The 12,855-nt window shown below is 68.2% G+C and carries 12 protein-coding genes; 2 read left to right on the forward strand and 10 right to left on the reverse strand.

The genetic code is table 11. From position 1 onward, the window contains the following. Window position 1 precedes the first annotated feature (1 nt). The 7 genes from ACIA58_RS18235 to ACIA58_RS18265 are packed head-to-tail and all read right to left on the reverse strand — an operon-like array spanning window position 2 to window position 8,118. Window positions 2-1,414, reverse strand: a complete 1,413-nt coding sequence (locus ACIA58_RS18235) for a sulfatase (protein ID WP_396404823.1) — start codon at window positions 1,412-1,414, stop codon at window positions 2-4. After that, window positions 1,411-2,310 carry a carbohydrate ABC transporter permease gene (locus tag ACIA58_RS18240; RefSeq protein ID WP_396404824.1) on the reverse strand — a complete coding sequence of 300 codons (900 nt, stop codon included), beginning with the start codon at window positions 2,308-2,310 and terminating at the stop codon, window positions 1,411-1,413. Before ACIA58_RS18240 ends, ACIA58_RS18235 begins: the two co-directional genes overlap by 4 nt. Further along, window positions 2,307-3,212: a carbohydrate ABC transporter permease gene (locus tag ACIA58_RS18245; protein ID WP_396404825.1), complete on the reverse strand. Its 906-nt coding sequence runs from the start codon at window positions 3,210-3,212 to the stop codon at window positions 2,307-2,309. Before ACIA58_RS18245 ends, ACIA58_RS18240 begins: the two co-directional genes overlap by 4 nt. Further along, the gene (locus ACIA58_RS18250; RefSeq protein WP_396404826.1) at window positions 3,209-4,609 is read right to left on the reverse strand and encodes an ABC transporter substrate-binding protein; all 1,401 of its coding nucleotides are present in this window, start codon (window positions 4,607-4,609) and stop codon (window positions 3,209-3,211) included. Before ACIA58_RS18250 ends, ACIA58_RS18245 begins: the two co-directional genes overlap by 4 nt. Continuing rightward, window positions 4,606-6,630 (reverse strand): ADP-ribosylglycohydrolase family protein, encoded by a 2,025-nt coding sequence (locus ACIA58_RS18255; protein ID WP_396404827.1) that lies wholly within the window; start codon window positions 6,628-6,630, stop codon window positions 4,606-4,608. The genes ACIA58_RS18250 and ACIA58_RS18255 overlap by 4 nt, the downstream gene beginning before the upstream one ends. Continuing rightward, window positions 6,630-7,019 carry a D-ribose pyranase gene (gene rbsD, locus ACIA58_RS18260; protein WP_396404828.1) on the reverse strand — a complete coding sequence of 130 codons (390 nt, stop codon included), beginning with the start codon at window positions 7,017-7,019 and terminating at the stop codon, window positions 6,630-6,632. The genes ACIA58_RS18255 and rbsD overlap by 1 nt, the downstream gene beginning before the upstream one ends. Window position 7,020: 1 nt before the next feature. Then, on the reverse strand, window positions 7,021-8,118 hold the full coding sequence (locus tag ACIA58_RS18265) for a LacI family DNA-binding transcriptional regulator (protein WP_396404829.1): 1,098 nt from the start codon (window positions 8,116-8,118) through the stop codon (window positions 7,021-7,023). Window positions 8,119-8,366: 248 nt separating this feature from the next. On the opposite strand from ACIA58_RS18265, the gene ACIA58_RS18270 reads away from it, so the two are divergent. After that, entirely contained in the window at window positions 8,367-8,741 is a 375-nt protein-coding gene (locus tag ACIA58_RS18270) for a hypothetical protein (protein WP_396404830.1), read from the forward strand. Here the strand turns inward: ACIA58_RS18270 and ACIA58_RS18275 are convergent. Beyond that, entirely contained in the window at window positions 8,668-10,173 is a 1,506-nt protein-coding gene (locus ACIA58_RS18275; protein WP_396404831.1) for an MFS transporter, read from the reverse strand. The two genes, ACIA58_RS18270 and ACIA58_RS18275, sit on opposite strands and share 74 nt — an antisense overlap. A gap of 143 nt (window positions 10,174-10,316) precedes the next feature. Between ACIA58_RS18275 and ACIA58_RS18280 the strand changes: the two genes are divergently transcribed. Further along, on the forward strand, window positions 10,317-10,901 hold the full coding sequence (locus tag ACIA58_RS18280) for a TetR/AcrR family transcriptional regulator (RefSeq protein WP_396404832.1): 585 nt from the start codon (window positions 10,317-10,319) through the stop codon (window positions 10,899-10,901). 64 nt (window positions 10,902-10,965) lie between these two features. Here the strand turns inward: ACIA58_RS18280 and ACIA58_RS18285 are convergent, their stop codons facing one another. Then, on the reverse strand, window positions 10,966-11,841 hold the full coding sequence (locus ACIA58_RS18285; RefSeq protein WP_396404833.1) for an alpha/beta fold hydrolase: 876 nt from the start codon (window positions 11,839-11,841) through the stop codon (window positions 10,966-10,968). Between the two features lie 87 nt (window positions 11,842-11,928). Continuing rightward, window positions 11,929-12,831, reverse strand: a complete 903-nt coding sequence (locus tag ACIA58_RS18290) for an alpha/beta fold hydrolase (protein ID WP_396404834.1) — start codon at window positions 12,829-12,831, stop codon at window positions 11,929-11,931. Window positions 12,832-12,855 lie beyond the last annotated feature (24 nt).

Here is a 12,855-nt window from a genome sequence, read left to right on the forward strand (position 1 = left end):
GTCAGCCGAAGCGGCGCTGGAACTTGGCGTCGGGATCCCATTCGTTCAGGCCGGGACAGCCGAACGCGGGCGCGAGCACGTAGTGGTCGTAGGTCTCGACCAGCTTGTCGCGCAGCAGCACGTGATGGCGGCGGAGCTCGTCCACATGCTTCTCGCTGTCGACCAGGTTGGTCATCTCGTACGGGTCGTCCTCGAGGTCGAAGAACTGCCACGGCCGGCCGCCGTGCGCGTCACCGAGCACGGTGTACTTGTAGCGCCGGGACCGGAAACCGCGCCACGTCTCCTCGTGGAACGGCAGGCCCGGACGCATCTCCGCGACGAACTCCAGCAGCACGCCCTCGCGGTCGATCCCGGACTCGTCACCGCGGGCGAGCGGCGACAGATCGATCCCGGGCTTGGGATCGCGGGGTACGACGCCGGCCAGCCCGAGCAAGGTCGGGAACAGGTCCTCGGTGCTGACCGGATCCTCGACCACGGACGGCGTGATCCCGGCACCGGACAGGATGAGCGGGACTCCGATCGACTCCTCCCACGGTCGCTGTTTCGCCAGCAGCCCATGGCACCCGAGCAGCTCACCGTGGTCCGCGGTCAACCCGATCACGGTGTTCTCCAGCTGACCGGTCTCACGCAGACCGTCCATCAGCCGCCCGATGTTGTCGTCGAGGTTCTCGATCATCGCGTAGTACACGCGCAGGTCGTCGATCAGGTCGCGCCCGTGCGGTCCGCGCTTGTTGTACTCCTTGCCGTCGTCAACGTTCTCCCGCAGGACGATCTCGCGATCCTTCCAGCGCTCGATGTAGTCCGGCGGCGCGGTGAAGATCGGGTGCGGCGGCTCCACCGAGAGCACCGTCGCCCACGGCTTGTCGGACGGACTCTTCAGGTCCTGGATGGCGATGTCGAACAACCCATCGGTCTGGAACCCGTCGATCTTGTGCGGCTGCGGGTCGTCCTCGTTCCAGTAGTAGGTGTCCCACGGGTCGTTGCAGATGTCGAAGGCGGCGAACCGCTGGAACCGGCCCTGGTACGGGCGCGGGACCTGGGTGCGCGACGCCTTCACCACGTTGTGGCCGGGGTAGTGACCGAAGTTCCCGTACAGGTGCCACTTGCCGTACAGCGCGGTCGAGTAGCCGGCCTCGTTCAGCTCGTCGGCGAGCGTGCGTTCGGCCGGCGACATCCGCCACTCGATCGAAGGGATGAACCGGGTGTGCGCGTACTCACCCGTCATCAGGCTGAACCGGTACGGCACGCACACCGGGTACGTCGAGCACGCGGTGTCGAACCGCGTCCCGGCCGCCGCCAGCGCATCGATGTTCGGTGTGCTGACGTTCGGGTCGCCGTACGCGCCGAGCGCCTGGCGGCGCAACTGGTCGGCGACGATCAGGACGAGGTTCGGACGGGGGTCTGGTGACGTCACTTGAGTCCTCCTGCGGTCAGACCGCTGACGAATCGGCGTTGCAGTACGAGGAACAGCAGCACCACGGGGCCGAGCATGAAGATCGCCGCGGCGCTCGTCATGCCCCAGTCCGTCGAGTACTGGTCCTGGAAAGCCAGGAAGCTGGTCGCGACCGGCCGCAGCTTCGGGTCGTGGATGAAGGTGATCGCCCAGAAGAACTCGTTCCACGACCACAACGCCACAATCAGGGCGACGGTCAGGAACCCCGGCCACGCGAGCGGGAGCACCACCCGGCGGGCGATCTGCAGGTCGGAAGCGCCATCGAGGCGGGCCGCCTCGGTGTAGTCCTTCGGGATCTTGAGCAGGAACGATCGCAGCAGCAGCGTCGCGAACGGAGCGTCCGTGGCCCAGTAGATGACGATCAGGCCGAACAGGTTGTCGACCAGGTGCAGCTGGGTCCAGAGGAAGAACAACGGCACCAGGAACAGCTGCACCGGCAGCGCGCTACCGAGGAAGAGGTACCCGACGACGACACCGCTGCCCGGGACATGGAGATGACTGAGTGCGTACGCCGCGAGGCCGGCCACGACGCAGGTGCCGATGACGGAGCCGAGGCAGATGATCAGGCTGTTCCGCATGGTGGTGGCGAAGTCGCCGCGGGTCCAGGCCTCGGTGAAGTTGTGCAGGCTGAGCGAGTCCGGCGGAGCCAGTGGGTTCGTGCCGATCTCCGCGTTGTTCTTGAACGCGTTGAAGACGACCGCGACCAGCGGTCCGAGCGCGAACAACGCCAGCACGATCAGGACGACGTACGCACCAGGACCACCGCCGGACAGTCGCCGGCCCGGCCGCCTCGAGTTGCCGGCCGACGGGCGGGGTGTGCGGGTGGTGGTCGCCGGATCGATGACGGTGGTGGTCACTCGTCCTCCCATCCCTTCCTGCGCAAGTGTTGATAGACGGCGAGGATGACGGCGGTGATCGCGGTCATCGACAGTCCCAGTGCGGCGGCGTACCCGGCGGAGTACTCGTTGAAGGCCTGCTTGTACATCAGCGTCGAGACGACTTCGCTCGACCCGGCCGGACCGCCCTGGGTCATGATGTAGATGTAGTCGAACGCCTTCAGCGTCCAGATCACCGTCATCAGGATCACGAAGATCATCGTCGGGCGGATGCCGGGCAGCGTGACCGACAGGAACTGCTGCCACCGGTTCGCGCCGTCGACGCTCGCCGCGTCGTACAGCTGCGGGTCGATGCCCTGCATCGCGGCCAGGAAGATCACCGCGAGGAACCCCCACCAGTGCCAGTCCACGACGACGTTCACGCTGACCAGTGAGGTGGAGGTGTCACCGAGCCAGGAGTGGTCGATCCCGAACTGGTGAGCGATCCCGCTGGTCGGCGAGAGCAGCATCTTCCAGACCGCCGCGTTGACGACGCTCGCCACGACGTACGGAATGAAGTAGATCGCCCGGAACAGCACCTGGAACCTGCGGACCTGGCTGAGCAGGTAGGCGCCGAGCAGCCCCATCGCCAGCGGGACGGAGCCGAACAGCACGAACCAGATCGCGTTGTGCAGCACGGCCTGGTGGACATCGGGGTCGGCGAAGGCCTTGGTGTAGTTGGCCAGGCCGATGAACTTCGCCGGCCCGAGCCCGGACCAGTCCGTCAGCGAGTAGTACATGGTTGCGATCGACGGACCGATCACCACCAGCAGATTGAGCACCAGCAGCGGTGCGAGGAACGCCCAGCCGATCACCGCCGACCGGCGCCGCGCACGAGCGGCACCGGGCGCCCGTACGCCGGCACCGACGACGGCGGCCGTCATTTGGCCGGGCCCTGAGCGGGCAGGGCCGGGATCGTACCGTCGGCCTTCTCGCTGGTGAACAAGCGGTCGAGCTCCTTGCAGTAGTCGGCCGGCTTGATCTTCTTGGTCAGCACCTGCTCGAGCCCCTCGTACACGTACACGTCCGTCTTCGGTGGCCACCAGGTCCACGTGACGTACCCGTAGTCACCCGTCGAGACCGCCTTGTTCAGCGACGTCAGCACGCGGGCCGAGCGGGGGTCGATCTTCTTCGGGATGTCGGTGTCGGCGAAGTCGATCGGGATGTTGTACGTCGCCGGCACGTCGGCCATCCGCTTCAGTGCGGCGGCGCGGTCGCCGTAGTACCAGTTCAGGAAGGTGGCCGCGGCGTCCTTGTTCTTGCTGGCGGCGTTGATCCCGAACGAGCCGCCGATGCCCAGCTCGTACAGCGGGTACTTGACCTCGTCGCGCAGCGCCGGGATCGGCATCCAGTCCCACTCGTTCGCGTTCTTCGCCTTGGCACCGAAGTACTGGCCGACCTGGCTCATGAACCAGACGCCCTGCGGGACCATCGCGACCTTGCCCTTGCCGAAGTTCGCGCCGATCTCCTGCGACGGGACGGAGAAGTACTTGTCGACGCCGCCGGCCAGCCAGCCCTTGTCGAAGTACGTCTGCACCAGCTCGACGGCCTCGACGAAGACCGGGTCGGTGAACTTGATCTGGCCGGACAGCGCCTGGTGCAGGGCGTCGGGACCGGAGTAGTGGTTCCAGAAAACCGTCATCAGCCACTCGCCCGCGGCTTTCCAGTCCACGTTCGAGGAACCGAACGGGGTGATGCCCTGGCCGTGCGCCTCGGCCGCCAGGGCCTCCAGGTCGGCCCGGTTCTCGGGCTGCTTCCAGCCCTTCGACGCGAACAGCGTCTTGTTGAAGTACAGCATCATCGTGTCGACCCGCATCGGCAGCGCGTACAGCTTGTCGTCGGTCGTGAACGCCTTCATCGCCCAGGCCGACAGCTTGTCCTTCCAGCCGTACTTGTCGGCGTACGGTGTGAGGTCCGCGAGCGCGTGCGCCTTGCTCCAGGCCAGGGTCTGGGTCGCGGCCGGACCGCGGACGACGTCCGGGCCCGATCGCGCCTGCAGAGCGGTCTGCACGAGCCGGCGCAGGTCGTCGCCCTTGTAGTACGTCGTGTTCAGGTCGACGGACGGGTTCGCCTTCTCGAACAGGGCGGCGACCTGCTCGTTGAAGTACTTCTGGTTCGCGTCGCCCTGGATGTCGAGCCAGAGATCGACCTTGCCGTTGCCCGAGCCGGTGCTGTCGTCGCCGCCGCCACAGGCGGTCAGGACGCCCGGCGCGGCGATGGCTGCCGCGCTCAGGCCTGCGCCGGTCAGGAAACGGCGGCGGCCCAACGATCGTGCGGTCATGATTCCTCCTCGCGGGAGATCGGTGTGATGCTGACCTGCTGAGTTGCGGTCCGGCCTTCGGTGACCACCAGCGCGACGCCGCCGCAGTCGAGCGTGGGGTCGGTCAGGTCGAACACGGTCTCGCCGTCGACGGCAGCGACGAGGCGGTCGCCGTCCACCGTGAGAGCGAGCTGATAGGTGTGGCCGTACTCCCAGTCGAACGCGCTGCTGGCGAGCACGGTGTGGTGCAGCACGAGCCGGACCGTGTTCCGGTCGGCCAGCTCGAGCGCGTAGTAGCGCTGCAGCCCTTGGAACCGGGCGGCGAGCCCGGCCGACGCGGCCAGATGCGGAGTCACATCGGCGGTCACGGTGTAGTTCTGCCAGTCCCGCGATCCCTGGCTGAGCAGCCCGGTGCCGCGGTTCTGGACGATCCGGAACGGCTCCGGCCAGTGCGGATCCCAGCGGTCGACCGCACGCACCCACGCACGGCGCCAGAGGGTTCCACCCGCCGGCCGCGTCAGCGTGACCTGGGGCGCGCCGTCCCAGGTGAGGCGATCGAGCTGGACGGTGCCCGAGCTCGTCAGGCCAACGGTTGTGACCGGCCGGCCACCGAGGTCCGGCACGGTGAACTCCAGGTCCGCCGACTCGCCGGAGGACAACGCGGTCGCGGGTCCGGAGAAGCTCCGCAGCTCGTCGTCCTCGTCGTACGCCGTGACCGTCAACCGGACCTCGGCGTCGTCGGTGGCGTCGACGCGGGCCGCGATCGTCTGCCCCGGGTAAAGGGTGGGGCTCGCGAGTAGGCCGTAGATCGGCATGTCGAGCGCCTCGGGCGGAGTGAACGTCGGCGTGCTGACGGTGGTCCCACCCGGCACGGTGAGCCGGCTGTCCTGGTTGCTGACCGGACCGGTGCCCTCGGCAACGGTAAAGCCCTGCACCGAACCCGGGAACGTGAAGTGGAAGCGTGCACCGTCCTTCGGGACGATCGGCTGTTCGCCCGCCCAGGCGCGGCCGTGCGCGGCAAGGGTCAGGGCCTCGCGGGCCGCGTCGGTGATGCAGGATCCACCCTCGGCGGTCGGCAGATAGAGCCGGTCGGCGATCGGGCCGCGCCAGTCCGGGCCGGCATCGAGTCCGGCGAGGCCGCCCCGCACGCCGCAGATCGCGCCGACATTGCCGGCGTTGGAGTCGGTGTCCCAGCCCGAGGTGTTGACCACCGTCATCGCCTGGGCGAACTCGCCGCCACTGTGTGCGAGCGCGTGGATCACCGTCGCGTGGTTCGGGATGACGTGGCAGTTACCGCCGTACAAGTGGTAGCCGTACCGCTCCTCGATCCGCTCCCGGGTCGCCTTCCAGTCGCCGCCCTCGGCCCACTCACGGACGTCGGCGATGACCCGGTAGATCAGGCTGTCCTTCGGGATCAGCGTGACGGCGGTGTCGAGCAGCCGCTCCATGTCCGACTCCACGAATGACCCTGCGACCAGCGCCGCGACCACCCGCGCGGCCTGGATCGCCTCACCGTCGTGGCTGACCCGGGCGGCCCGCTCGGCCAGATCTGCCGCCGCTTGCGGATCGCCGGGCCGCGTCATCGCGAACCCTTCGACGAAGATCTGCGCGCCGACCTGCTCGGCCACCACCTGGCCGTTCAGCGACATCGCGCCGCTGTCCGGTGGCAGGATGCCGGACTTCATCCGCAGGTACGCCGTGTGCTCGGTCGAGTTGCCCAGACCACCCCACCACAGCACGGTCTGCTCCTCGATGATCTGGTCGAGCCACGTCTGGCCGACCTGCTCCGAGGTCGGCTCGATGCCGTGGTCGCGCAGCGCCCGCGGAAACACCAGCGTGCCGCTGATGTCGTCGTCGGTCACCACCAGCAGATGGTTCTTCAGCGGCAGATCGCTGCGGTGGTTGACGTAGTAGGTGATGTCGCCGAGCTCTTCGACGATGCGCTGGAATCGCCAGCCCTCGAACGGCCGGCCCAGATAGACGGCGATCACCTTGCCGAGCACTCCGGCGTACACCCGATTCTCGTAATCGGCTGGAATCATCAGAACGGCACTCCCGCGGTCAGGATCACATTGGCGTACGGCGTGGTCTCGCCGGTGCGGACGACAGCCCGCGACCTGCGGCAGAGAAGTTTGAAGTCTTCGTGACTGGTTCGTTTCAACGGGATCGATCCGAGACACCGATCGAGGCCCCGAAGCAGGACGGCGTCGGTCAGTTCCTCGGCGATCAAGGCCTCCTCGGCCACCAGTTCGGCGGTGAGTACGGCCAGCACGGGCAGCAGCGCGGGTTCGTCGCGCGCCCAGACCAGGTCGATCGTCTCGACCTCGGGTGGCACCGGCAGCCCGGGATCGGCGACCACGATGGTCTCGGTATGCCGTAAACCGGCCACCACCGCGGCCAGCCGCGGATGCCAAAGTCCCGATCGCCGCATCTCAGTTCTCCGTTCGTTCGGTCGGGAACGTCGTCAGTTCTGTGTCGCCCGTCTGGAGAGCATCGCCACCGGTCGGGTCGACGCAGCCACAGGAACCTCGCCGGACCAGGCGGACCGGCAGCACCTCGGTGCCGTGCTCCTCGTCCGCGCCAGGATCGTCGCTCACGCTGAGTGTCAGTTGCTGCATCAGCTCGCCCACGGCCGCCCGGGCCAACAGGCGGAACGGCTGCTGGACGGTCGTCAGACCCGGCGTCGAGTACATCGCCGCGGCCACGCCGTCGAACGATGCGATCGCCACCTCGTCCGGACAGACCAGGCCGAGCTCGGCGATCGCCCGCAGTACACCCATGGCCTGCTCGTCGCTCGCCACGAAGATGGCGTCCGGCCGGTCCTCCTCCGCGAGCATCGTGCGGGCGGCGCTGTACCCGGCCTGCCGGCCGAACGGTGCGTGCCACAGCGACATCGCATCCGGTCGCACCCCCGCCTCCGCGAGCGCAGACCGCCAGCCGGCGACCCGGTCCGTCGCGGGCATCACGTCCTGCGGGCCGGCCAGGCAGGCGATCCGCCGCCGGCCGTGGTCCAGCAGATGCCGGGTCGCGGCGTACGCACCGCCGTGGTTGTCGACCAGGACCGCCGGCGCGATCCCCGGCACCGCCCGGTCGAGGGTCACCCACGGCGTCTTCGCGCGCTGCAGATCAGGCAGGCAACGCAACGGACCGTGCGCCGGCACCAGGAACAACCCGTCGACCTGACGTGCCAGGAAGGTCTGCACGTACGTCGTCTGCCGATCGTCGTCCTCCGACGAGTTCCCGATCAGCAGCGTGTATCCCTCAGCGAACGACTCTTCCTCGATGGCACGCGCCAGCTCGGCGAAGTACGGGTTGGCGTTGTCCGGTACGACCAGCCCCAGCGTCATCGTCCGCGCCATCCGCAACGACCGCGCGATCCCGTTGGGCCGATAGCCCAACTCCTCGATCGCGGCCAGCACCCGCTGCCGGGTCTCCTCCGCGACCCCCCGCGGCCCACCGTTCAGCACATAGCTCACCACCGATGGCGAAGTCCCCGCCAACCGAGCGACATCCGCGCGCCGAACTGTCACCAGGCCTCCTGATCAACACGAGTTGCGGATCCAGATGACGGCCAGCATGTAGTCCAGCTCACACGCGAAGCAACACGTGTTGATTCCATCGTTACCCAACCGTGACCAGCGGTCCTCCGGCTCGATGGTGCCGCGACTGCAACCAGCGGGACGCCGTCACGACGACTGTGCATCGATCACGCAGCACATTCAGGCTCTGACACGTCTACAGGGCGGAGGCCGGCAACTAGCCGGCCGGATTGGGCTCAATGGCTGAGGTCGGATCACCCGCGCCGTACCGGTTGAGATATCTGCCCACGGGGCTGGTGCTGGTATCCGTGACCAGGCTCGTCGGCACCTCCAGAGTCGACCGGCGCCGAGGAGCCACCGACCACTTCGCCGTCTACCGAACCGAGCGGAACCAGCCAGCTCTGACCATCGCGTTCGAGTCGGCGGGACATGAGCCGGACGCCGAGCCGGACACCCAGATCAACGGATTGCGCGTTTGGTGTGCAGACGGCTCGCGCCGGCGTTCGGTCATCGCCGCCGGCGACGACTTCATCCTGACTCTCACCGCGAGTGAGTTCGGTCCGGGCGCGGACGCTCTGCGGGGAATCGTCGGCGGGCTCGAACTCCCTCGGTGAGCAACGGCGTTGCCGGAGCGGGATCGGGTGACGCGGCGCCGTCCACGGGCTGGGACCTCGTCAGCCACAGGCCGGTGAATACGGCGGTGGCCACGGTGATGATGCCGGCGGCAACGAAGGCGCTGTTGAGGCCGCTCTCGAAGGATCCGCCGCCGGCTTGGCTGCTGCGGACAATGGCTCCGAGTACCGCCACGCCGAGCACCGCGCCGATCTGCCGCGTGGTGCTGCTGATGCCGGAAGCGAGGCCGCCTTCTCGTGAACTGACCGCTTGGATCGCCGCGCCTGTCAGTGGGGACATGGTCAGGGCGAAGCCGATGCCGACGGCTCCCAGCCGCCACCACACGTTCCCGTAACCGGTCTCGGCGTGCACCATGCCCAGCGCCAGCAGCCCCCCTCCGGCCAGGGCGAGGCCGATGGTCACCACGACTCGGAAGCCGTACCGCGCGGCGAGCCGGCCCGCGAACGGGCTGACGATCACCATGGCGAGCGAGGTGGGGAGGGTCTGCAGGCCGGCGCGCAGGATCGAGCTGCCCTGGACGTACACGAAGAACTGGGAGAAGAAGAACGACGAGCCCATGAGCGCGAACCCCACCACGATCATGGCGGTATTGGACACGGTGAACAGCCGCTGCCGGAACAGCCGTGGTGGCAGCATCGGTGCCGAGCGACGCGCTTCGACGGCGACGAAGCCTGCGAGGAGGATCGCCGCGGCGGCGAAGCTTCCCAGGATGACCGGTGAGGTCCAGCCGCGGGCGCCGCCCTCGATCAGTCCGTAGGTCAGTGCCCCGACCGCCAGGACGGACAGCGCGGTACCCGGTAGGTCGATCCTCGGCGCGCTCGGATTGCGGGACTCGCGGAGGTGGCGCAGGCCGACCAGCAGCAGGATCACGCCGATGGGCAGATTGACCAGGAAGATGGCGGGCCAGCCGAAGGCATCTGTCAGGACGCCGCCGGCCACGGGTCCGGCGACCAGGCCGAGTCCGCTGAATCCGGCCCACAGCCCGATCGCCTTGATGCGTTCCTGAGGAACGGGATACGCGGCGGCGAGCAGGGCCAGCGAGGCAGGGCTCAGCGCCGAGGCTCCGATGCCCTGCAGCACCCGGCCGGCGACAAGCCATCCAACTGAGGGCGCGAGGCTGCACAGCACCGATGCGGCGGTGAACACCACCGCACCGGCCAGATACACCCGCTTGCGGCCGAACCGGTCGGCGAAGACGCCGCCGGTCAGCAGCAGCATGGCGACCAGCAGCACGTACGCGTCGACGATCCATTGCAGACCGGTCAGCTGAGTGTGCAGCCGGCGCTGCATATCGGGCAGCGCCGCTCCAACAATCGTGTTGTCGAGCAGCACCATGAATTGACCCAGGCAGGTCACCGTGAGCAGCACGGCCCGGTTCGGTCCACTGCCTACGACCGAAGGTGATGCAGCCAAGAGGATTCCTCTCCATCGGTAGTTGCGCTCTCCGCGGCCGACGCGGTCAGCCTTGGACGCGCTAACGCAGTTGGCGACTGCGTTAGATAACTGTAAGCAGACTCTTTCACAAACGCAACTCGTGACTGCGTTAAGGTGGGCGCATGGACGAGCGACAGCGAGCGAGGCGACCCGGCGGGCGCGGCGCCCGCGTCGGTGCGGCGGTGCACCAGGCCGTCACCGACCTGATCAGCGAGCGCGGGTACGGCACGTTCACCGTCGGCGACGTCGCCGCCCGCGCGGGCGTGGCTGACAGCAGCATCTACCGCCGGTGGGGCAGCCTTGAAACCCTGCTCACCGACGTGGCGCTCACCCGCCTCAACGCGCGGTCGCCGATGCCCGACAGCGGGAGTCTGGCCGCCGACCTGCGTACGTACGCGGCCAACGTGGCCCGCGAGATCACCGGACCCGAAGGCCTGGCGTTGCTACGCCTGGCCGTCGCCCTGTCGAGCAACGGTCAGCAGGGAGTGCAGGCGCTTGACGACCTCCTCGCCGAACGCGGCCGGCAACTGCAGTCCATGCTCGATCGCGCCGGCGACCGCGGCGAGCACGCACCCGATGCGCTCGGCGTACTGGACCACGTGATGGCCCCGATGTATATCCGCGTCTTGTTCGGCATGGGCCCGCTGACCGCGGACTACGTCGACGGGTTGGTCGACCGCTTGCTCCGATGTCATCAGCTCCCGTGACGGCTGGGTCGGCGCTGGACAACTCCCTGTCGACAGCGACGCGTGCGGAACGATCAGCGCCGGGTCACAGCCGGATCAGGTCGGCGACTTCCTCGGGCAGACCTGGGGAGAAGAAGGCGTGGCCCATTCCGGGTACTACCTGCAGGCGCGAGCCCGGAATGGCGGCGGCCAGGGCCTCTGCGTGACCGAGCGGGAAGATCGGGTCCTGGTCGCCGTGCACGATCGTGGTCGGGGCTGTGATCGACGAGAGCGGGGCGAGCCGGTCGGGGGCGAACGTCCGGCCGGCCAGGTCGTGGTGGGCGGCCGCCGCCGGCTGAGTAGCCCTCGACCAGGCCAGCTCGAGCATCGCGCGGGCGGCGTGCTCGTCGAACGGGCGGACCGGTCCGTTGAAGACGCGGAACAGAGCAACGTCGGACTCCACGCCTGGCGGCATGCCGGCGGCAAGGTGTGCGAGGAACGCAGCGGACGGCAGCGGCAGGTCGTCCGGGTCGGGCGGCTTCCCGGCCTGTGCCCGGGCCCAGGCCGGACCCGGGTCGTAGCCCATCGGCGAACTGCTCACCACTGTCAGGGAACGTACGCGGGCCGATTCGTGCACGCCCAGCCACTGCGCGATCATGCCGCCCATCGACATGCCGGCCACGTGGGCGGCGGCCAGCCCGTAGCCATCCAGTACGGCCAGACAGTCGGCGGCCAGGTCGGCGATCGCGTACGGATGAGCATCGAAGTCGACCACGCTCGACCGGCCGGTGTCGCGGTGGTCGAACCGGATCACCTGGACGCCGCGCTCGACGAGCCGGGCGACCAACGGTTCAGGGCAGCTGATGCCTTGCGCGGCCGACCCCATGATCAGAAGGAGTGGCGGGTGACCGGGGTCGCCGGCCCGCTCGGTCCACAGCCGGAGCCGGCCGGAGGTCACGAATCGCTCTTGCCTCTCCAGCATGCACAGCACCGTACCTTCTCCTCAATCGAAGGCCGTCGAACTCCGCTGACCGCTGGGCCGTCTGGCTGGCGCCGGCCAGGCTGCCCTTCAAGCGTTGGACTCTGCGTCGACTGTGTTCGCGAAGGTCAACAGCCGCGAGTTGACCTTCGTCGCGTACTGGCCGGAGATGGCATGCGTGGCATCGGGCCACAGCTCGGCCTCGACCTCAGGGACGAGACTGCGAGCACGCTCGACGGCCCGTTCCGGCTGGTGCATGACAGTTCGCCCCGCGATGACTGCCAACGTCGGCACCGAAAGCTGTCGCAACTGCTCATCGGTGAAGTACGACGGCGGCGGCACGCCTGGCCGGAAGTACCGCAATGCCGCACCGATGACCCTCGCCACCGGGTCGTCCTGGGGTACTTCCCCGCCCTGGCCGTCGACATACTTCAGAAATCTCGGCACCGCCCGTCTCGCCGTCAACGGGATCAGGATCGGAATGGTTCGCAGGACGACGGCGAGCCGGATCCGGGCGAACGTCTGCGCAGGGTCGAACATCGCCAGCGACGCCACCCGCTCGGGATCGCGAACGGCCAGGTTGCACGCGGTCCAGCCGCCGACCGAAACACCCGCCAGATGGAATCGCTCGGGTCCGAGTTGCGCCAGTACCTCCGACAGCCACGCGGCCTGGTCCTCGGCATTCCGCAACGGGGCGGTCTGAACACTCCGGCCGGCCTCGCCGAGCATGTCGAGTGCATAAACGGTCCGATGGGCCGCCAGGTCGGCGATGTTCGGCCGCAACATCACCGTCGTGCCACCCCGCCCGTGCAGCAACAGAAGCGGTGTGCCGGAGGCGTCACCGAAGCGATAGGTACGGACCTCGCCGAACGCCGTGGGTACGTCGCGGACGTCAGCCGGTTCCGGCAACTCGCGCAGACCCTCGTCGTACGCGGCGTCGAAGACCGCGCGGCCTTCGTCGGAGATGAACCGGCCGAGCCTTTGCTGTGCCATCTGGATCCCTTTCTGCCGTTGACG

The sequence above is a fragment of the Kribbella sp. NPDC051586 genome (assembly GCF_044453965.1).
In the GTDB taxonomy this organism is placed as follows: Bacteria; Actinomycetota; Actinomycetes; order Propionibacteriales; family Kribbellaceae; genus Kribbella.